This window comes from Sphingomonas insulae, assembly GCF_010450875.1.
Taxonomy (GTDB): Bacteria; Pseudomonadota; Alphaproteobacteria; order Sphingomonadales; family Sphingomonadaceae; genus Sphingomonas; species Sphingomonas insulae.
Window position 1 is genome coordinate 1,243,196 of the sequence record NZ_CP048422.1, and the last position, 21,414, is coordinate 1,264,609.

16 protein-coding genes are annotated in these 21,414 nt (G+C 66.7%); 12 read left to right on the forward strand and 4 right to left on the reverse strand.

The annotated features are described in order from the left end of the window. Window positions 1-199 precede the first annotated feature (199 nt). Entirely contained in the window at window positions 200-685 is a 486-nt protein-coding gene (locus tag GTH33_RS07550) for a hypothetical protein (RefSeq protein WP_163957891.1), read from the forward strand. A gap of 7 nt (window positions 686-692) precedes the next feature. Here GTH33_RS07550 and GTH33_RS07555 read toward each other — a convergent pair whose 3' ends face one another. Together GTH33_RS07555 and GTH33_RS07560 are read right to left on the reverse strand one after the other, a co-directional pair. Beyond that, complete coding sequence (locus tag GTH33_RS07555; RefSeq protein ID WP_163957892.1) at window positions 693-1,856, reverse strand: alpha-hydroxy-acid oxidizing protein; 1,164 nt, start codon at window positions 1,854-1,856, stop codon at window positions 693-695. Window positions 1,857-1,957: 101 nt separating this feature from the next. Next, on the reverse strand, window positions 1,958-2,734 hold the full coding sequence (locus tag GTH33_RS07560; RefSeq protein ID WP_163957893.1) for a class II aldolase/adducin family protein: 777 nt from the start codon (window positions 2,732-2,734) through the stop codon (window positions 1,958-1,960). Between the two features lie 104 nt (window positions 2,735-2,838). Between GTH33_RS07560 and GTH33_RS07565 the strand changes: the two genes are divergently transcribed. From GTH33_RS07565 to GTH33_RS07575, 3 genes are read left to right on the forward strand one after another with little or no spacing between them, the layout of a single operon-like run. Next, a complete protein-coding gene (locus tag GTH33_RS07565) occupies window positions 2,839-3,507 on the forward strand; it encodes a Crp/Fnr family transcriptional regulator (RefSeq protein WP_163957894.1) in 669 nt (222 codons plus the stop codon). Window positions 3,508-3,564: 57 nt separating this feature from the next. Beyond that, a complete protein-coding gene (locus tag GTH33_RS07570) occupies window positions 3,565-4,983 on the forward strand; it encodes a DUF4139 domain-containing protein (RefSeq protein WP_163957895.1) in 1,419 nt (472 codons plus the stop codon). Next, on the forward strand, window positions 4,983-6,704 hold the full coding sequence (locus GTH33_RS07575; protein WP_163957896.1) for a DUF4139 domain-containing protein: 1,722 nt from the start codon (window positions 4,983-4,985) through the stop codon (window positions 6,702-6,704). The genes GTH33_RS07570 and GTH33_RS07575 overlap by 1 nt, the downstream gene beginning before the upstream one ends. A gap of 74 nt (window positions 6,705-6,778) precedes the next feature. Here GTH33_RS07575 and GTH33_RS07580 read toward each other — a convergent pair whose 3' ends face one another. Next, window positions 6,779-7,477, reverse strand: coding sequence for a hypothetical protein (locus GTH33_RS07580; RefSeq protein ID WP_163957897.1), 699 nt, complete (start codon window positions 7,475-7,477; stop codon window positions 6,779-6,781). Window positions 7,478-7,600: 123 nt separating this feature from the next. Here GTH33_RS07580 and GTH33_RS07585 point away from each other — a divergent pair, with 123 nt between their 5' ends. From GTH33_RS07585 to GTH33_RS07600, 4 genes are read left to right on the forward strand one after another with little or no spacing between them, the layout of a single operon-like run. Continuing rightward, window positions 7,601-8,209, forward strand: coding sequence for a BRCT domain-containing protein (locus tag GTH33_RS07585; RefSeq protein WP_243848398.1), 609 nt, complete (start codon window positions 7,601-7,603; stop codon window positions 8,207-8,209). A 33-nt stretch (window positions 8,210-8,242) separates the two neighbouring features. Further along, complete coding sequence (locus GTH33_RS07590; RefSeq protein ID WP_163957898.1) at window positions 8,243-8,518, forward strand: BrnT family toxin; 276 nt, start codon at window positions 8,243-8,245, stop codon at window positions 8,516-8,518. Continuing rightward, a complete protein-coding gene (locus GTH33_RS07595) occupies window positions 8,481-8,795 on the forward strand; it encodes a BrnA antitoxin family protein (protein WP_163957899.1) in 315 nt (104 codons plus the stop codon). The genes GTH33_RS07590 and GTH33_RS07595 overlap by 38 nt, the downstream gene beginning before the upstream one ends. Window positions 8,796-8,855: 60 nt before the next feature. Then, entirely contained in the window at window positions 8,856-10,079 is a 1,224-nt protein-coding gene (locus tag GTH33_RS07600; protein WP_163957900.1) for an nSTAND1 domain-containing NTPase, read from the forward strand. 11 nt (window positions 10,080-10,090) lie between these two features. On the opposite strand, the gene uvrA is transcribed toward GTH33_RS07600, so the two are convergent. Then, on the reverse strand, window positions 10,091-12,970 hold the full coding sequence (gene uvrA, locus GTH33_RS07605) for an excinuclease ABC subunit UvrA (RefSeq protein ID WP_163957901.1): 2,880 nt from the start codon (window positions 12,968-12,970) through the stop codon (window positions 10,091-10,093). A 123-nt stretch (window positions 12,971-13,093) separates the two neighbouring features. Between uvrA and GTH33_RS07610 the strand changes: the two genes are divergently transcribed. The 4 genes from GTH33_RS07610 (at window position 13,094) to GTH33_RS07625 (ending at window position 21,369) form a co-directional block, all read left to right on the forward strand. Beyond that, complete coding sequence (locus GTH33_RS07610; protein ID WP_163957902.1) at window positions 13,094-13,483, forward strand: hypothetical protein; 390 nt, start codon at window positions 13,094-13,096, stop codon at window positions 13,481-13,483. Window positions 13,484-13,582: 99 nt separating this feature from the next. Then, window positions 13,583-16,915 carry a class I SAM-dependent DNA methyltransferase gene (locus tag GTH33_RS07615; protein ID WP_163957903.1) on the forward strand — a complete coding sequence of 1,111 codons (3,333 nt, stop codon included), beginning with the start codon at window positions 13,583-13,585 and terminating at the stop codon, window positions 16,913-16,915. Between the two features lie 75 nt (window positions 16,916-16,990). Next, entirely contained in the window at window positions 16,991-18,892 is a 1,902-nt protein-coding gene (locus GTH33_RS07620; RefSeq protein ID WP_243848420.1) for a M61 family metallopeptidase, read from the forward strand. Window positions 18,893-18,981: 89 nt separating this feature from the next. Further along, window positions 18,982-21,369, forward strand: a complete 2,388-nt coding sequence (locus GTH33_RS07625) for a membrane-bound PQQ-dependent dehydrogenase, glucose/quinate/shikimate family (RefSeq protein WP_163957905.1) — start codon at window positions 18,982-18,984, stop codon at window positions 21,367-21,369. The last annotated feature ends 45 nt before the right edge of the window (window positions 21,370-21,414 follow it).

The window sequence follows — 21,414 nt, forward strand, 5'->3', positions numbered from 1 at the left end:
TGTGCGTGCATCCGGTTCTGCGCGCAGGTTAGGCACGAACGAGAAGGGGCCGCAATGGTCGTTTGCGGCGCACAATATTTTTGAAACAATGTTGTTGCCGATCTGTCACATACAGAATGCGGCCGCACCGAACGGACTTGCGGCGGCGCGGCGAACAGGCGATGCAGCATGTCGCGCCCGGCCGTATGGGAATCACTGCATGCTATCGATCATCCTGCTGACTGCCGCCCAGGCCGCCAGCGCTCCCGCGCCGAGGTTGATCGACGATCTGGCGGCGTGTCGCGCCATCGCTGCATCGGATGCACGGCTGGCCTGTTTCGATCGCACGGCAAAGGCGGTGATCGAGGCGCGGGACGACAAGGCGATCGTCGTGCTCGACCGCGGCGAGGTGCAGAAGGCCAAGAAGTCGCTGTTCGGATTTTCGCTGCCGTCGATCAAGCTGTTCGGCGACGGCAAGGACGATGCGCAGTTAAAGCAACTGGTCGGCACGATGCAGGCCTCGACCGTCCTGCCCGGCGGGCTGATCCGCTTCGCGCTGGACGATGGCGGGCAATGGGAGACGACGGAACAGGTGATGATGCCACCGCGCCGGGGCGACGTGGTGACGATCAAGGCGGGGTCGCTGGGCAGCTATATCGCGACGGCGCCCGGTCGTCGTGCCGCGCGGGTGCGCCGGATACGCTGACGGCGCGTCAGGGCAGCCGCTGCGCGCCGGCGGCACGGACGGCGGCAAGGTCAGGATAGCCGTTGACCGCCATCAACAGGTCCGCCTCTGCCAGGATGCAGCGCAGGACATGGGCCGCACCGGCGGTGCCGTCGAGCGCCAGCCCGTAGCTATACGGACGGCCGACGCCGACCATGCGGGCGCCCAGCGCGACCGCCTTCACCACATCGGTGCCGGAGCGGATGCCGGAATCGAACAGCACGGGCGTATCGCCGGCGGCGGCGACCACGCCGGGCAGCAGGTCGATCGCGGCAATCCCGCCGTTCGCCTGGCGGCCGCCGTGATTGGAGCAGTAGATGGCGTCCGCGCCGCCGTCGATCGCGCGGCGGGCATCGTCGGGATGGCAGATGCCCTTGAGGATCAGCGGCAGCTTGGTGAGCGAGCGCAGCCACGGCAGGTCGGCCCAGGTCAGCACCTTTCCGAACACGCCCATCCAATGGCGGACGGCGGCGGCGGGGTCCTGTTCCGGCGGCACGGCGAGCCGGGCGCGGAAGACCGGATCGCTGAAATAGTTGGTGAGGACGTGACCGCGCAGCTGCGGGAAATTGCCGGTGTTGAGGTCGCGCGGGCGCCATCCGGTCACCCAGGTATCGAGCGTCACCACGATCGCCTTGTATCCAGCCGCTTCGGCCCGGCCGACGAGGCTGGCGGCGAGATCGGGGTCCTTGGGCGTATAGAGCTGGAAGAACCCCGGCGTATCGTCCATCTGCCGGGCGACGGTTTCGAGCGGATCGTTCGACAGGGTGGACGCCATCAGCGGCACGCCCGTCTCCGCTGCGGCGCGGGCGGCGGCGAGGTCGCCGTGGCCATCCTGCGTGCAGATGCCGGTGACGCCGATCGGCGCCATGAAGACCGGGCTGGGAAAGGCCGTGCCGAACAGTTCGACGGACAGGTCGCGCGTGGTGCAATCGACCATCATGCGCGGGGTCATGCCCCAATGGTGGAAGGCGTCCGCGTTGACGCGCTGGGTGCGTTCGTCACCGCAGCCGCCCTGTACATAGTCGAGGGTCGATGCCGGCAGCGCGGCGGCCGCGCGGCGTTCCAGCGTGGCGAAATCGACTGGCACCCTGGGAACGACGCCGGCCAGGCCGGCGCCGTAGATCGCGTTCTGGTAATCGCCGTAATGGGGCAAGGCCGATCCCTTTCATGATGAGGTCCGCGCGGACCCGGCGGGACGGTTCAAATGCGGCCGAGGCGATGGCTCCGCGCGGGTCACGCGCCGCGCCGGGTGCATCAGTCGCGGAAGCCGGGGTCGAGGCGGTCGAGTTTGCGGAGGAGAGCTGGCCACGCCAGCCCTTGTGCGAGCATCGCCATGCCCTGGCCGCTCGACTGTTCCTCGACCTTTTCGGCGACGCCCTGATTGGGGTTGTTGAGGCCGTCGCGGCCGGCGCTGAGCATCAGGATCTGCGCTTCGCAGGCGCGTTCGAGGAAGTACATGCGCAGGAACGCCTGCGGCACGCTGGCGCCGACGGTCAGCGTGCCGTGGTTGCGCAGGATCATCGTGTTGCGCGAGCCGAGGTCGGCGACGAGGCGTTCGCGTTCGTCCAGTTCGGTCGCGATGCCTTCGAAGTCGTGATAGGCGACATCGTGGCCGGCGATCATCGCGGTCTGGGTGTGCGGCAGCAGCCCCTCCTTCATCGCCGACACCGCCTGTCCATGCGGGGTGTGGAGGTGGAGCACCGCGACCGCATCCTCACGCGCGGCGTGGATCGCTGAATGGATGACGAAGCCGGCGCGGTTCACCGGCGCGGGCGTGTCCGACACCTTGTTGCCGTCGACGTCGATCTTGACCAGCGAGGATGCGGTGATCTCCTCGAACATCATCGAATAGGGATTGATGAGGAAGTGATGTTCCGGGCCGGGCACCCGCGCCGACAAATGGGTGAAGATCAGATCGTCCCAGCCGTACAGCGCGACCAGCCGATAGGCGGCGGCGAGGTCGACGCGCAGCGCCCATTCCTCGGCGGAAACGGTGTCGCGCAGCGTCGTCGGCTTGAGTGCGGTCGCCATGGCAAGTCCTCTCTCATTCTATCGTTGCCGCGGACATGCCACGGCCGGGCGCGCAAGACTGTCGCGAAGTTGACAAAGCACGCCCGAATGCGTTGTTTTCGCCGGTGACCGTGATCGACCGCGCCCTGCTGGATACCGACCGCTGGTTCGGCACGCTGACGCCCGAGCGCGGCGATGCGCTGATCGCGGAAGCGCGGGTGCGGGCGATCCCGGCGGGCGGGCTGATCTATGCCACCGGGGATGCGCCGAACGGGCTGTGGGCGGTGATCGAGGGGCAGGTGCGGCTGAAGGGTTATCCGGCGGCGGGGGCGGAATTCCTGGCGCTGATCCTGCGGCCGGGGACGTGGTTCGGCGAGGTGTCGACGCTGGATGGCGGCCCGCGACCACATGACGCCGCCGCATTCGGCGCGGTGCGCGTGCTGCACGTGCCGATGGCGGCATTCCAGCGGGCGGCCGAACGGATGCCGGCGCTGTACCATGATGTGGGGCGGCTGGTGTGCCAGCACCAGCGGATCGCGCTGGACTTCATCGCCGAGACGCTGTCGCTGCCGGTCGGTGCGCGCCTCGCGAAGCTGTTGCTAGGGCGGCTGGACGACGAGGACGGCGTGCTTCACGTCCGGCAGGAAGAGGTGGCGGTGATGCTCGGCGTGTCGCGGCAGACGCTGAACCGGCATCTGCGCAGCCTGGCGGACCAAGGCGCGATCCGGTTGGCCTATGCCCGGATCGCGATCGTCGACCGGGCGATCCTGCAGCGGTTGGCGCGGGTGGATTGACGTTGTCAGCGGCGCACGTTCCGTCCAATGTCCGGACCGGGACAGGGAGAGCGACGGATGCGGACGGGGATCATCGGACTGGCGGCGGTGATGTTGCCGGGCGTGGCACTGGCCCAGGACGCGCAGGTGCCGCCGGGCGTGGGGCGCAGTGCGCAGGGCGACGTGTCGGTCACCATCTATACGAACGACGTCGCGCTGATCCAGGACGTGCGGCCGCTGGCGCTGGGCCGTGGGCAGGTGCGGCAGGATTTCCCCGATGTCAGCGCGAGCATCCGTCCCGAGACGGTGTCGCTCAACACGGCGGATGCGACGATCGTCGAGCAGAATTTCGATTACGACCTGCTCAGCCCGACCAGCCTGATGGAAAAGGCGGTGGGCGAGACGATCACGCTGCTGCGCACCAACCCGGCGACGGGTGCCGAAACGCGCGAGCGGGCGAAGGTGCTGGCGGTGAACGGCGGCGTCGTGTTGCAGATCGGCGAGCGGATCGAGGTGCTGCGCGACGACGGCCTGCCGGTGCGCGCGATCTTCGACCGGGTGCCCGAATCGCTGCGGGCACGGCCGACGCTGTCGGTGACGCTCGACAGCAGCCGGGCGGGGACGCGGCCCGCCACGCTGTCGTACCTGAGCCGGGGGCTGGGCTGGAACGCGGATTACGTCGCGCTGTTCGACGACAAGAGCGGGCGGATCGACGTGCAGGGCTGGGTGACGCTGAAGAATACCAGCGGCACGACGTTCGATAACGCACGCACCCTGCTGGTCGCGGGCGAGGTGGCGAGCGACGACGGCGAACAGAACGGCTATCGCCCGCGCCCGCCGCGCCGGTTGGGGCGGATGACGCAGGCGGGGACCGAGACGGCGAACCGCGAGCAGCTGGGCGATTTCTACCTCTATCCACTGCCCGGCCGGACGACGATCGCGGACAAGCAGACCAAGCAGGTCAGTTTCCTCGACGTGAAGGGCGCGACGGCGCAGTCGGGCTATGCGTTCGAGAACGGCTGGCTGGGCACCGCCAGCGAACCGCGCAGCGCCGCGAGCGTGCTGCGCTTTGCCAATTCGGGCGCGGCGGGGCTGGGCGATGCGCTGCCGGCAGGGACGGTGCGCGTATACGTAAAGGATGCGCGCGGGCAGGCGCAGTTCACCGGCGAGAACCGCATCGACCATACGCCGCAGGGATCGCAGATCGCGCTGAGCACGGGCGATGCGTTCGACGTGAAGGTGCTGCCGGTGGTCGTCAGCCGCACCAAGGTGGGCGACACGCGGTGGAAGACGGCGATGCGCTATACCCTGACCAACGCCAAGGCGCGGCCGGTGACGGTGGAGCTGGTGCAGGGCGGGCTGGACTGGACCGACACGCGGATCACGGACGAGAGCCGCAAGAGCGAACGGCGCAACGCCGGGCAGGCGGTGTGGCAGGTGCCGGTGCCGGCGAACGGCGAGACGATCGTCACGGCGACGTTCGACACGCGGTTCTGATGCGGCCGGCAATGCGCCTGCTGGCGCTCGGCGGGATGCTGGCGTCGACGGCGGCCGGCGCTCAGGTGCAGGGGCCGGCCAAGGCTCAGGCACACGCTCTGGCAGCGGCGCAGGCACCGGCGCCGGGCGGGCCGGTGACGGTCATCTCGGCAGGGCCACGGACGGTGGCGGTGACCGTCTATCGCAACCCGGCGCGGGGCAGGTATGAGGCGATGGACCTGCGCTGGCTGCAGGGTTTCGCGCTGGTGACCGAGACGCGGACGGTGCGCCTGCCAAAGGGGCGGGCGGTGCTGCGCTTCGAGGGGGTGGCCGAGGGCATCGTCCCAGTGAGCGCGATCATCGACGGGCTGCCCGGCGGGACGATCGAGAAGAACCGCGACGCACGGTTGCTGTCGCCGGCATCGCTGGTCGACGGCACGCTGGGCCGCGGCGTGACGCTGACCCGTACCGATCCGGCGACCGGCAAGCGACACAGCGAGGCCGCGACGATCGTCGCCGGAGCCGCGCAGGGCGTGGTGGTGAAGACCGCGGCGGGGATCGAGGCGTTGCGCTGCGCCGGACTGCCGGAGACGTTGGGGTTCGGCGGCGTGCCGACGGGATTGTCGGCGAAACCGGTGCTGAGCGTCGCGACCGACACGCCGTCGACGCGCACGGTGACGGTGACAATGTCGTACCTGACCGCGGGGTTCGACTGGAGCGCGAGTTACGTGGCGACGGTGGCGGCCGACCCTGGCGGCGGGGGCGAGACGCTGGACCTGTTCGCCTGGCTGACGCTGGCGAACGGCAACCCGCAGGCGTTCGTGCATGCCGACGTGAAGGCGGTGGCGGGGCGGCTGAACCGGACCGCGACCGAAGGGTGGATGCGGGCGGCAGGCGACCTGGCGCTGCGCTGCTACCCGCTCGGCACGACGACGTCGGACCTGCCGGAGATCGCCTTGCCGGAGGCGGCGGAGGCGGACGATGCCAACGACATCGTGGTCACCGGCATGCGGATGATGGGGCCGCCACCGCCGCCGCCGCCCGCGCCCGCGCCCGCGCCGGCGATGATGGCGCCGCCACCCGAGGATCTGGGCGACCTGAAGCTCTATACGGTGCCGGCGGCGGTGACGGTGGCGCCACGCGGGCAGAAGCAGGTGGCGCTGCTCGCCGCCGGGCGGGTGCCGTTCGAGCGGCGGTACCGGCGCAGCATCGTCGCGGGCGAGACGCTGGAGGGGGCGACGACGGGGATCGTGCTGGTGATGCGCAACCGCCGCGAAGACCGGCTCGGCCTGCCGCTGCCGGCGGGGACGACGGCGCTGTATGCGGATCGCGGCGGTTCGGGCCGGCTGCTGCTCGGCACCGGGACGATCGGCGATCGCGCGACGGGTCAGGTCGTGCGGATCGCGGCGGGGACAAGCGCGCAGGTATCGGTGGACCAGCAGGCGATCACGGTCGGCGCACGGGATGGCCGGACCGGCGGTGGTAGTGGCGGCGGCAGCGGCGGCGATGGCGGCCGTGCGAGGGTGACGGTGCGCAATGCCAACCCCTTTGCCGTCGAGGTCGAACTGCCGATCGGGCGGGCGGGACAGGACATCAAGGGACAGGCGACCGCCGGGCAGGGGGGCAAGGCGCAGGCGGTCGATGCCATGGCCGGTACGCTGGCCGAGGTGGACGGCATCGCCACCTGGCGCGTGCGGCTGGGGGCGGGCGCCACGGCGTCGCTCGATTACCGCTATCGGTGAGCGGCGGCGGGCGGCGAAGTTGAACAACATGAACAAGTGGGGCACTCGTGTGGAAACGATGCGCCCCGATCGTTTCAATAATCGTCATCTTCGCCCGCCTCTGCCGCCTCCCGCTCGTCCTTGAGGCGCATCGCCACCGGGTGGGCCAGTTGCGTGTCGATCATGGCGAGCATCGTGGGAAACATCGCGGCGAGTTCGTGCGGCGGCAGCGTCGGGTGCACCGGCGCAGGCGTCTGCCCGAGCAGGAAGGTGAGCAGCCGGTCGTTGTGCACGACGCGGGTGCCGACCTGTTCGCCGTGATACCACACCGCGACCTCCTGCCCCTGCGTCGCGCGTTCGATCGCCACGTCGAGCAACCGCTTGCGCGACAGCTGGACCGCGACGTCCCAGGCGAGCGAGAACACCGAATGCGGCGCACGATGGCGCATGGCATAAGCGGTGTTGCGCGACACGCCGACGATGCGCGCCGCCTCGCTGACCGATCCCGTCTCGGCGAGGGCGGTGATGAAGGCGCGCAGCATGTCCGGCGTCCAGCCATCGGCGCGGATCTTGCGCGGTTCGAGCAGCGGCGCGAAATCCTCCGGGTCGTCACCGTTCTTCATCCGCTTGGGCTTGTCGCGCGCGGCGTTGACGGCGGTGGCGATATCCTCGCCCTTTTCGCTCGCCTCGATGCCGGCAAGGATGCAACGGTCGGTCTCCGCCCGCTGTGCCTCGTCGCGGGCCAGCACGCGGGCGTTCTTTTCCCTGCTCCAGGGGATAAATTCCTTGGCCATGCCCGTCCCTTTTCTGTGTCGTGGGACCGCGGGTCTATGCAGGAACGGGGCGTGTAGGACAGTTTGTCTTGCGGGGCGTCCAACAGGGGGGCAGTCTGCTTCGCGAATCGGGGGAGGCTCGGTGTGATCGACGATGATTTTTATAACCGTGTCGGCGGTGACCGCATTACATCGCGCCAGATCGATGAACTGGTGGGGTTGGCACGCGGAATTGCTGCGGATGGTCTTATCAATCAGTCCGAAGTCGAGTTCCTGCAAAAATGGCTTGCTGCCAACGTGGCGATCAGCGGCCAGCCAATGATTCGGCGGCTGTACGATCGGGTCGACACGATCACGGCTGATGGCATTGCCGATCCCGAAGAATGCCGTGACCTACTCGACACACTCAACAGCTTTTCCAATCGCGATTTCGAACTCGGTGAGGTGCTGAAATCTACCACGTTGCCGCTGTGTAATCCTGCGCCGTCGTTGCAGTTTGATGGCCATCGATACTGTTTTACCGGCACCTTCAATTACGGCGGCCGCCGTGATTGCGAAGAGGCGGTAGCGGCGCGTGGCGGATCGGCAGGTAGCCTGACGCAGAAGACGGACGTCCTTGTGATCGGCATCTACGCGACCGAGTCGTGGAAACATTCGAGTTTCGGAACAAAAATCGTGAAGGCGGTCGACTGGCGCGAATCGGGGATGCCGATCGCGATCGTGTCGGAGGAGCATTGGGCGGGACATCTGTAACGACGTTGACGGCGGCAATTATGTAGTTACATAATGGCTGACGACATCAGCTTCGATTCCGCCAAGCGCGCGATCACGTTGGCAGAACGCGGGCTGGACTTTGCGGATGCGCCGCGGCTGTTCGCGGGGCTGACCTATACGCGCCCGGACGAGCGGTTCGATTATCCCGAGGCGCGGTTCCAGACCTATGGGTCGCTCGACGAACGATTGGTGATGGTGGTGTGGGCGGAGACAGACACCGGGCGGCGGATCATTTCGATGAGGAAGTGCAATGAGCGAGAACAGCACTGGTTCGGGCAATTGGACTGATCCCGACGACGCGCCGGAATGGACCGAAGAGATGTTCGCCACCGCAGAGGTCGCGGTCGGCGACCGGGTTATCCGGCCGGGTGCCTGGCGAAGCGCGGGCCGTCCGCCGATCGGCGCCGCTACCAAGCGTCAGGTGACGCTGCGCCTTGATCCCGATGTAATCGAGCGGTTTCGTGCGGACGGGCCGGGGTGGCAGGGCCGGATGAACGCGGCGCTGCGCAAGGCGGCAGGGTTCAGCGCCATTACGCCTCACGTAACAGATGAACCGCTAAAATAGATTGCGCAGTTGCTCTATGCCGCTAGTGTTTGTCGCTTATGATAAACGGGTGCGGTGTTTATGAACAACAAGCTGGACTTTGAGCAACTGTACGCGCTGGCGGGATCAACGTTCACGCCGGGAACGCCGGTTAATGATCGCGATTTGTTTGCTGGTCGTATCGATCAGCTACGCAAAGTTAGCGATGCCGTAACTCAAGTAGGCTATCACGCAGTTCTGTTTGGCGACAGGGGTGTGGGCAAGACGTCTCTGTCGAACGTCATGTCGGCAATGCAGATTGCTGGACGCACGCTCTCGACCTGTAAAGTCACGTGTGACGCCGGGGATAACTTTGAGTCGCTTTGGCGAAAAGCATTTCAAGAACTTTCTGTTTATACGATTGAACCAGGATTTGGATTCGGTCAGGCTGATCGAATGGGAACGACATCGCTAGAGTTCAATCTTCCCGATAAATCATCACCAAATGACATTAAGAGACTACTAGCAAGTATATCAAGTGCATCTGATATACTTATAATATTTGACGAGTTTGACCGTATTACTACAAAATCCGTAACCGGGCTGATGGCCGACACGATCAAGACGCTTTCAGACGCGGCCATTAAGGCAACGATTTTGATCGTCGGGGTTGCTGAATCTGTTGACTCGTTAATCGAGAATCACGCCTCGGTCGAGCGCGCATTAGTCCAGGTGGCGCTGCCCCGAATGTCGAAAAACGAGATCGGGCAAATTATCGATAAAGGCTTAACTCGCCTTAGTATGAAAATTCAGGCCAAATCACGGTTAGAGCTAATATCTTTATCGCAAGGCTTGCCTTACGTCACCCACCTTTTGGGCCTCCATGTCTCAAGGGCTGCAATTGACGAAGAGCGCCTTGAGATAAAAGAGCAAGATCTTGATAAAGGAATCAAAAATGCGCTTGAGCAATGGCAGCAATCGGTCAAGGCCGTACATTACAAAGCAGTTCTGAGTTCACAGCCGGGTAATATATTTCAACAGGTCCTATTGGCGTGTGCGATGGCAGAAACGGATGATTTTGGATACTTTACAGCTACTTCTGTGAAATCTCCTCTAAAAGCTGGTTCAGGTAAAGATTACGACATCCCAAGTTTTGCAAATCACCTTAAAGAATTCAGTGAATTAAAAAGAGGTGAAATTATCGAACGCGTAGGGCAAACCCGGCGCTTCAGATATCGATTTGTTTCACCCCTAATGAGGCCGTATATTGTAATGAAAGGGTTTTCTGACGGGCTATTGAGCAGAGAAGATTTATCATTGTCATAAAGCATAGTGCATCATTTTTTTAGTAATGGTGCCAAATACTTCCCTGTAAAGCTCCGCGGTTCCTTCACTACCTCTTCCGGCGTGCCGACCGCGACGATCTCGCCGCCCTTCACGCCGCCTTCCGGGCCGAGGTCGACTACCCAATCCGCCGTCTTGATGACATCCAGGTTGTGTTCGATCACCACGACGGTGTTGCCCTGTTCGACCAGTGCGTGGAGGACTTCGAGCAACTTGCGGACGTCTTCGAAGTGCAGGCCGGTGGTCGGTTCGTCGAGGATGTAGAGCGTGTTGCCGGTGGCGCGGCGGGCGAGTTCCTTGGCGAGCTTGACGCGTTGCGCCTCGCCGCCGGAGAGGGTCGTCGCCTGCTGGCCGACCTTGACGTAGCCGAGGCCGACCTCAACCAGCATCTCCATCTTGTCGCGGATCGGCGGGACGGCTTTGAAGAATTCGGCGGCATCCTCGACCGTCATGTCGAGCACGTCGGCGATGCTCTTGCCCTTGAACTTCACCTCCAGCGTCTCGCGGTTGTAGCGGGCGCCGTGGCAGACGTCGCAGGTGACGTAGACGTCGGGGAGGAAGTGCATCTCGATCTTGAGCACGCCGTCGCCCTGGCACGCCTCGCACCGGCCGCCCTTGACGTTGAAGCTGAAGCGGCCGGGCTTGTAGCCGCGCGCCTGCGATTCCGGCAGGCCGGCGAACCAGTCGCGGATCTGGGTGAAGCTGCCAGTGTAGGTCGCCGGGTTCGACCGCGGGGTGCGGCCGATCGGCGACTGGTCGATGTCGATCACCTTGTCGAGATGCTGGAGGCCGGTGACCTTGTCGTGCTTGCCGGCGAGAATGCGCGCGCCGTTCAGCGCGCGCGCGGCGGCGGCGTAAAGCGTGTCGATGGTGAAGCTCGACTTGCCCGAGCCGCTGACGCCGGTGATGCAGGTGAAGGTGCCGAGCGGGATCGAGGCGGTGACGCCGGTGAGGTTGTTGGCGCGCGCATTGTGGACGGTCAACTGCTTGCCGTTGCCCTTGCGCCGGGTGGAGGGGACGGGCACCTCGCGCGTGCCGTTGAGGTAATCGGCGGTGATGCTGGTCTTGCTTTTCAGGATCTGCTTGAGCGTGCCCTGCGCGACGATCTGCCCGCCGTGGACGCCGGCTCCCGGCCCCATGTCGATGACGTAGTCGGCGGTGCGGATCGCATCCTCGTCATGTTCGACCACCAGCACGGTGTTGCCGAGGTCGCGCAAGCGGCGCAGCGTTTTCAACAGCATGTCGTTGTCGCGCTGGTGCAGGCCGATCGAGGGTTCGTCGAGGACGTAGAGCACGCCCGACAGGCCGCTGCCGATCTGGCTGGCGAGGCGGATGCGCTGGCTCTCGCCGCCCGACAGCGTGCCGCTGGTGCGATCGAGGTTGAGATAGTCGAGGCCGACGTTGTTGAGGAAGCCCAGGCGCTCGACGATCTCCTTCAGGATGCGTTCGGCGATCGCGCGCTGCTGGTCGCCGAGGTGGTTGGGCATATCGGTGAAGAAGGCGAGCGCGTCGACGACCGACAAATGGGTGGCATAGGCGATGTCCTGCATCGCGATCTTCACCGCGAGCGCTTCGGGCTTCAGGCGCGCGCCGTGGCAGACCTCGCAGGGGCGCGACGACTGGTATTTCGACAGCTCCTCGCGCATCCACGCGCTTTCGGTCTGGAGCAGGCGGCGGTTGAGGTTGCCCACGACGCCCTCGAACGGTTTCTTGACGTCGTACTTCTTCTTGCCGTCGACGAAGGTGAGGGTGACGGGCTTGCCCTTGCTGCCGTTGAGGATAAGCGCGTGGACGCTTTCGGGCAGGTCGGACCATGGGGTGTCGAGGCTGAAGTCGAATTCGCGGGCGAGGGAGCCCAGGACCTGCATGTAATAGGGGCTGGGCGGGTTGGATTTCGCCCAGGGGACGACGGCGCCCTTCTTGATGCTGAGGCCGTGATTGGGGACGACGAGGTCCTCGTCGAACAGCAGTTTTTCGCCGAGGCCGTCGCAGGCCGGGCAGGCGCCCTGGGGCGCATTGAAGCTGAACAGGCGCGGTTCGATCTCGGCGATGGTGAAGCCGCTGATCGGGCAGGCGAACTTTTCCGAGAAGACGATGCGGCCGGCGGGCGCGTTGTCGCCGAGCACTTCGGATTTGGGGGTGTGCGGTTCGACCTGGTCGACCGGGTCGATATAGGCGAGGCCGTCGGCGAGCTTCAGCGCGGTTTCGAAGGATTCGGCGAGGCGGGTGCCGATGTCGCCGCGGACGACGAGGCGGTCGACGACGACCTCGATGTCGTGCTTGAACTTCTTGTCGAGCGCGGGGGCCTCGTCGATCTCATGGATCTCGCCGTCGATGCGGACGCGGGTGAAGCCCGCCTTCTGCCATTCCGCCAGTTCCTTGCGATATTCGCCCTTGCGACCGCGGACGACGGGGGCGAGCAGATAGGCGCGCGTCCCCTCGGGCAGCGCGAGGACGCGGTCGACCATCTGGCTGACGGTCTGCGCAGCGATGGGCAGGCCGGTGGCGGGGCTGTAGGGGATGCCGACGCGCGCCCAGAGGAGGCGCATGTAGTCGTAGATCTCGGTGACCGTCGCCACCGTCGAGCGCGGGTTGCGCGACGTCGTCTTCTGTTCGATCGAGATGGCGGGGGACAGCCCCTCGATATGGTCGACGTCGGGCTTCTGCATCAGTTCGAGGAACTGACGCGCATAGGCGCTGAGCGATTCGACGTAGCGGCGCTGCCCCTCGGCATAGATGGTGTCGAAGGCAAGGGACGATTTGCCCGACCCGGACAGGCCGGTGATGACCGTCAGCGTATCGCGGGGGATGTCGACGTCGACGTCCTTGAGGTTGTGTTCACGCGCGCCGCGTACGGAAATCTTGGTCAGCATGTGGCTGGTTCTACTTCTGTTCTGTGCCGGGGGCTAGTCTGCGCAAGTAGGAACGCGCGAGCCGCATTGAAAGCGCCGAGCCGGTGTCTTACCTGTCCGACACACATTGATGAGGCTGCGGCGATGGGCAAGAAGACGAAGAAGGCGAAGCTGCCGAAGGAAGTGATGGGGGTGAAGCTGCCCAGGGAGGTGCGCGAGATCGGCGGCGCATTGCTGGAAAAGGCGCAGAGCCCGCAGGGACGCGAGATGCTGGCGGCCGGACTGACGATGGCGGCGGCGGCGGCGACCGCCGCGGTGGCGAAGGGGCGGGCGAAGCGCGAGGCGGCGGCGGCGGCTTCGGACGCGCCGGCTGCGGCCCCTTCGGCGGCTGAGCCGGAAGCGCCGACGCCGCCCGTGCCGCCCGTGCCGCCGCAGGGCACGCAGATGCAGCCCGATCCGCAGGCGATCGCCGAAGCGGTGGGCAAGGCGGCCGAAGCGATGCTGGGCCGGCTGTTCGGGGGAAAGAAGGCCTGATCCTCCCTCCGTTTCGGATGTAAGCGGATGTGTCTTCGATAGCCTGCTGCGCTCGATCCACGCCACCCTGCCTGCCCTGGGCAGCGGGGGACGGCGGGGATGGACGAGGCGATCGAGCGGTTCGTCGAGCGATGGCGCCGCAATGAAGGCGGCGCGGAACGGGCGAACTTTCCGCTGTTCCTGACGGAATTGTGCGCGCTGCTCGACCTGCCGCCACCCGACCCGGCGGACGCCACCCATGCGCGCAACGATTATGTGTTCGAGCGCGCGGTGACCTTTCCCGACGCGGCCGGCAGCGGGCGGCACGGACGGATCGACCTGTATCGCAAGGGCAGTTTCGTGCTGGAGGCGAAACAGAGCCGCGAGCGGGGCGGCGCGAAGGAGGTGGCGCTGGGCGATGCGCAGGCCACGCTGCCGGGCATCGAGGTGCCGCGCGGGCGGCGCAGCGCGCATCGCGGCTGGGACGTGCTGATGCGCAACGCCCGCGAGCAGGCGGAGCAATATGCCCGGGCGCTGCCGGAAAGCCATGGCTGGCCGCCGTTCATCCTGGTGGTGGACGTCGGCCATGCGATCGAGGTGTTCGCCGACTTTTCGGGGCAGGGTAAGAACTACCGGCAGTTTCCGGACCGTGCCGGGTTCCGCATCTATCTGGACGACCTGCGCGATCCGGCGGTGCGCGAGCGGTTGCGGGCGATCTGGCTGGAGCCGCAGACGCTCGACCCGTCGCGCCATGCCGCCAAGGTCACCAGGGATATTGCAGGTCGGCTTGCCAACGTCAGCAAGCGGCTGGAAGATCGCGGCCATGCCGCCGAGCCGGTCGCACATTTCCTGATGCGCTGCCTGTTCACGATGTTTGCCGAGGACACCGGCCTGCTGGAACCCGGCAGCTTCAGCCAGGTGCTGACCGATGCGCTGGAGCACCCGGACACCTTCGCACCGATGCTGGAGGATCTGTGGCGGACGATGGACACCGGCGGTTTTTCGGCGCTGTTGCGCCGCGGCGTGCGCCGGTTCAACGGCGGGCTGTTCGCCGATTGCCACGCGATCCCTCTGGAGCGCGAGGAGATCGGCGAATTGTGCGCCGCGGCCCGCCACGACTGGCGCGACGTCGAGCCGGCCATCTTCGGCACGATGCTGGAGCAGGCGCTCGATCGGGTCGAACGGCGGCGGCTGGGCGCGCATTACACGCCGCGTGCCTATGTCGAGCGGCTGGTCATCGCGACGATCATTGAACCCCTGCAGCGCGAGTGGGAAAGCGTGGTCCTAGGCACGGTCGAGCGAGAGCGGACGCAGGATGTGGGCGCAGCGATCCGTGCGGTGCACGAGTTCCACGAGCGGCTGGCGGCGACGCGGGTGCTCGACCCGGCGTGCGGGACGGGCAATTTCCTGTACGTCGCGCTCGAGCTGATGAAGCGGCTGGAGGGCGACGTGCTGGAGGTGCTCGCCGACCTGGGCGGGCAGGAGGCCTTGGCGCTGGAGACGGCGACGGTCCATCCGCAGCAGTTCCTGGGGATCGAACTCAATCCGCGGGCGGCGATCGCCGAATTGGTGCTATGGCTGGGTTATCTGCAATGGCAGTTGCGCAATCGCGGCGTGGTCGCTGACCCGGTACTGGAGCGGCTGGATAATATCGTGGTGCGCGATGCGGTGCTCGGCGGCACCGCCGACCGGCCGCGGCGGCCGGACTGGCCTGAGGCGGACTATATCGTCGGCAATCCCCCCTTCATCGGCGGCAAGGACCTGCGCGGGCGGCTGGGCGATGCCTATGCGACGGCGCTGTGGAAGGCGCATCCGAAGATCAACCGGTCGGCGGATTTCGTGATGTACTGGTGGGACCGCGCGGCCGAGCGACTGACCGAGACGGGTACCCGGCTGAAGCGGTTCGGGTTCGTCACCACCAATTCGATCACGCAGGATTTCAGCCGGCGGGTGATCGCGCGGCGACTGGCGGGGGCGAGGGCGGTGAGCCTGACCATGGCGGTGCCCGACCACCCCTGGACCAAGGCGAGCCGCGATGCCGCAGCGGTGCGGATCGCGATGACGGTGGCGGAGGCGGGGGCGGGCGAGGGCACGCTGCTGACGCTTGCCAGCGAGCGGGGGTTGCGAACCGACGCACCGCAGGTGGAATTCAACGCCCGGGTCGGAACGATCAACGCGGACCTTGGCATCGGCGCGTCGAGCAGCATCGCCCAGCCGCTGATGGCCAATGGCTTCCTGAGCGTGCGCGGCGTCGAATTCCACGGCGATGGCTATGTCATCGCATCGAAGCTGCGGCGGACGCTGTTTCCGGGAGGGGACGTTCCGCATCATTGCCGACGCTTCATGACCGCGGGGGATCTCAAAAGCGGGCAGGTGCGACCGGTGCACGTACTGGACCTGCACGATCTCGACCAACAAGGGCTGCGGCGGCGGTATCCTGCGGTGTACCAGCATCTGCTGACCACCGCGAAGCCGAGCCGGGCGAACAATCCGGTGCGACGGCGGCGCGAGGAATGGTGGAAGCTGGCATTGCCGCATGCCGAGTTGCGGGACGGGACCCGCGACCTGCGCCGTTACATCGGCACGATCGTCACCGCGAAATACCGCCTGTTCGCGTTCATCGACGGCGATGTGATGCCGGATCAGGGGATCATGGCGATCGTCAGCGACGATGCGGCTATGTTGGGCGTGCTCAATGCGCGGGTGCATGTCGCCTGGGCGCTGGCGTCGGGCGGCACGCTGGAGGATCGGCCACGCTACAACAACACGCTGGCGTTCGATCCCTTTCCCTTCCCGGACCTGACCGACGATCAGGCAGAGGCGATCGGCGATCTGGCGGAGGAACTGGACGCGACGCGCAAGGCGGTGCTGGCGGAGCATGACGACTTGACGCTGACGGGGCTGTACAATGTGCGCGAGCGGATCCGTTCGGGTGCGGTGCTGACCAGGGTCGACGAGGATCGGCGACGACGTGGGCGGGTGGATATCCTGATCGAACTGCACGACCGGATCGATGTCGCGGTGGCGGACGCCTATGGCTGGCCGACCGACCTGGACGATGCGGCGATCGTCGCGCGGCTGATCGACCTGAACCTGCGGCGGCGGGCGGAGGAACGCGGCGGGCGGGTGCGCTGGCTGCGGCCGGACTATCAGATCGCCCGCGCCGGGCTGACCGCGCTGCCGGCCGGCAGACCCGGACCGGAGCAGATCGAGGCGATGTTGCCGGCGGCGCAGGCGCGCAAGCCGGCCTTTCCGCGCGATGCGATCGGCCAGACGGCGGCGGTGCTGGCGGCGCTGCGCGTCGGCGGCCCGGCGACCGCCGAGGGGATCGCGCGGCGCCATGCGCAGGGGCGGCGGGTGGAACGGCGGGTGCAGGCGACGCTGGAGGCGCTGGAACGGCTGGGCCATGTCGCCAATGCGGCGGGAGGGTTCGTGCTGCGCCGGGCGGCGTGAGGGCAGACGCTTGCCAGACGTTCCGCAGCGCGTGCAGATAGATGCCCGAACGGACGAAGGATGCGCGGCGTGGCGATGAAGGCGGGATATTGGCTGGCGGGCGTGCTGGCGCTGGCGGCGGTGGACGTGCAGGCGCGCACGCCGACGGCCACGACATCGGCAGCGGACGCGGCGACGATGGCTGCCAGGGCGATCGCATCGCAGCAGGCGCTCGATCCGGGGGCTGCGGCGGCGGTGGTGTACGACGTATCCTTCCCCAATGCGGTCCACCACGAGGCGCAGGTGACCGCGACGTTCCGCGGCGTGCCGCCGGGGCCGTTGCGGGTGCAGATGGCGCGGTCTTCGCCGGGGCGTTACGCGATCCATGAATTCGCCAAGAACGTGTACGACGTCACCGCCAGGGACGGGGCCGGGCGGGCGCTGAACGTGGGGCGCAACGACCCCTATGGCTGGAGCGTCGCGGGGCATGACGGGACGGTGGTGGTCACCTACACGCTGTTCGGCGATTGGGGCGACGGCACCTATGCGCAGATCGACGCGACCCATGCCCATCTCAACATGCCCGCGACGTTCCTGTGGGCGCCGGGATATGAGGACAAGGCGATCCGGGTGCGGTTCCGCACCTTCGACCCGCGGTGGAAGGTGGCGACGCAATTGCCCGCGGCCAGGGATGCGGGGACGTTCTGGGCGCCGAACTTCCAGTATTTCATGGACAGTCCGACCGAGCTGAGCGACTTCGCTTTGCGGCAATGGCCGGTCACCGACGCAAAGGGGCGGACGCAGCTAGTGCGGCTGGCGGTGCATCACACCGGCTCGGAGGCCGATGTCGATACCTTCGCGGCCAAGGCGCAGCGAGTGATCGCACAGCATTACGCGCTGTTCGGGCAGGCTCCGCGCTACGATTATGGCACGTACACGTTCATCGCCGACTACATGCCGCAGATCGCCGGCGACGGCATGGAGCATCGCAATTCGACGATCATCACCGACCAGCGCCCGCTGCGCGCGGCGAACTTCGCCCAGATCAACACACTGAGCCACGAATTCGTCCATAGCTGGAACGTCGAGCGGCTGCGCCCTGCCGAGCTGGAACCGTTCGACTTCACCCGCGCCAATCCCACGCCCAGCCTGTGGTTCGCGGAAGGGTTCACGCAATATTACGGGCCGCTGATGATCCGGCGCGCGGGCGAAACGAGCGTCGACGATTTCCTCGCCGGGCTCGGCAGCACGCTGAGCGCCGTCGTCAACCGGCCGGCGCGGCGCTATGGCGGGCCGGAGGAGATGAGCCTGCGCGCGCCGTTCGTCGATGCGGCGAAGGCGATCGATCAGGTCAATCCCAACATCTACGTATCCTATTATCCCTATGGCGCGATGATCGCGCTGGCGCTCGACCTGCAGCTGCGCCAGCGCGGGCTGACGCTGGATGCGTATATGCGCCACCTGTGGACGACGATGGGCGATCCGGAACGCAAATATACGCCCGCCGACCTGGAGCGGGGGCTGGCCGAGGTGACGCACGATGCGGCGTTCGCCAAGGCGTTCTTCGACCGGAGCGTGCATGCCAGCGCCCTGCCCGATTACGCGCCGTTGCTGCGCCAGGCGGGCCTGGTACTGCGGCCCGCCGCCGCAACGCGCGGCTGGGCCGGACTGACGATGGTGGCGGATGATGGCGGCGTGGCGGTCGGCGAGACGCCGTGGCCGAACGCGCCGGCCTATGCGGCGGGGCTGGAACGCGGCGACATCATCCTGAGCCTTGATGGCATGGTGGCGAGCGACCCGGCGGCGATGAGGGCGATGCTGGCCGCGCATCGGCCGGGTGACCGGATCGCTGTGCGCTATCGCCAGCGGGGCATCGAACGGAGCGCGACGTTGCGGCTGGCGGTCGATCCGACGTTCGAGTTGGTCCGCGGCGAGACGGCGGGCGTGGCGGTGACGCCGGCGCAGATGGCGTTCCGGACCGGTTGGTTGGGCCAATAGCGCCAAAATCATACCGTAACGCCCGATTGTAACGGAACATTGCTGCGGCGCAGCAGTAGTATCGGGAGTTGCAACCGGAGCGTTCGTCCATGATCCAAGCCCGCCACCCCGCCCGGTGGCCCCATATCCTTGCCGTGGTGATCGGTGCGGTGGGGCTGCTCAATCTGGCCGGCGGATTGTGGCTGGCGACGCTGGGTGGCAGCCTGTTCTACGCGGTGGCGGGGCTGGCGATGCTGGCGACCGCGGCGTTGCTGTGGCGACGGCGGGTGGCGGCGCTGCATCTGTTCGCGGTGTTGGTGATCGGCACGGTGATCTGGGCGTGGGCGGAGATCGGCGCCGACTGGTGGCCGCTGGTGCCGCGTGGCGACCTGATCTTCATCTTCGGTGCATTGCTGGTGCTGCCATGGACGGTGAAGCGGCTGGTACCGGGAACAGGCTGGCGCCGCGCGGCGGGGCCGTTGGCGGGCGCGATGGCGCTGGCGGCAGTGTTCGGTATCGTATCGCTGCTGCGCGACGTGCACAATCTGGACGGCACGCTGCCCGGGCCACGCAGTCCAGCCGTCGCCAACGCGGGCGGTGTGCCCGACGACGACTGGCAGGCCTATGCCCGCAGCTGGCGCGGCGACAAATTCTCGCCGTTGACGCAGATCACCCCGGCAAACGTCGGCAACCTGAAGGTCGCCTGGCAATTGCAGACCGGCGACCTGAAGCGCGCGGGCGATCCGGGCGAAACGACATACGAGATGACGCCGATCAAGGTCGGCGACACGGTGTATCTGTGCACCCCGCACAATTGGGTGATCGCGGTCGATGCCGAGACGGGCAAGGAGCGCTGGCGCTTCGATCCCAGGATCGCGACGTCATCGAAGAACATGCAGCATCTGACCTGCCGCGGCGTATCCTATTGGGATGGTGCCAAGGCCGGCGCGAGCGTGGCGGACTGTCCGCAGCGGATATTCCTGGCGACCAACGACAGCCGGCTGATCGCGCTGGACCCGAAGACGGGTGCGCTGTGCCGCAGTTTCGGTCAGGGCGGGACGGTGAGCCTGCTGCCGGGGCAGCCGCATTACAACCAGGGCTGGTATCAGGTGACGTCGGCGCCCTTGGTGGCGAAGGGGCTGGTCGTCACCGGTGGGGCGGTGTTCGACAACATCTCTACCAAGGTGCCGTCGGGCGTGATCCGCGGCTATGACGCGGCGACCGGCAAGCTGGTGTGGAATTTCGATCCGGGCAATCCCAACGACACCGCGCCGCTGGGGGCGGGCAAGCATTATACGCCATCGTCGCCGAACAGCTGGAGCACGCCGGCGGCGGACGAGGCGCTGGGTCTCGTCTATCTGCCGATGGGCATGGGGGCGGTCGACCAATGGGGCGGCAATCGGCCCGCGACGACCGAGCGGTTCGCGACGTCGGTGCTGGCGCTCGACATCGCGACGGGCAAGCCGCGCTGGGTCTACCAGACCGTGCACCACGACCTTTGGGACATGGATGTGCCGGCACAGCCCGCGCTCATCGACCTCGACCTGCCGGGCCGTGGCCGCGTGCCGGCGCTGATCCAGTCGACCAAGACGGGCAATCTGTTCGTGCTCGACCGGCGGACCGGCCAGCCGATCTTCCCTGCGCCCGAGCGGCCGGTTCCCGCGGGTGCTGCGCCGGGCGACCGGACGTCGCCGACGCAGCCGTTCAGCGCGATTTCGCTGATGCCGGCGCCGGCCCGCGAACGAGACATGTGGGGCGCGACGATGATCGACCAATTGTGGTGCCGCATCCGGTTCAGGTCGCTCGATTACAAGGGGCCGTTCACGCCGCCGTCGCTGAAGGGATCGCTGGTGTTCCCCGGTAACTTCGGAGTGATGGACTGGGGCGGCATCTCGATCGACCCTGTCCGGCAGGTGGCGTTCGCCCATCCCAATTACGTGGCGTTCGTCGACCGGCTGGTGCCGCGCGCGAACGACACGGGCGGTGCGGGCGAGCGTGGGCCGGCGGGCGGTTCCGACCGGCACGGGTCGGACGAGTCCGGCTACAACCCCAATACGGGTGCGCCCTTTGCGGTCGACATGAACCCGTTTTTGTCATTCGCCGGCCTGCCCTGCCAGCAGCCACCCTGGGGCTATGTCGCGGGGATCGACCTGACCACGGGCAAGAAGGTGTGGGAGCACAAGAACGGCACGATCCGGGACGAGACGATCCTGCCGATTCCCTTCAAGCTGGGCGTGCCATCGCTCGGCGGGCCGATCACCACCGCGGGCGGTGTCGCGTTCATGGCGGCGGCGATCGACAATTACGTGCGCGCCTATGACACGCGGACGGGCAAGGTGCTGTGGCGGGCGCGATTGCCCGCCGGTGGGCAGGCGACGCCGATGACGTATCGATCCGCGGCAAGCGGGCGGCAGTTCGTGGTGGTGGTGGCCGGCGGACACGGATCGCTGGGGACGAAGCTGGGCGATCATGTGATCGCTTACGCGCTGCCGAACTGAAGTGTGATCGTCTCCCGCCATCCCGGTGGTAGCCGGGATGGCGGA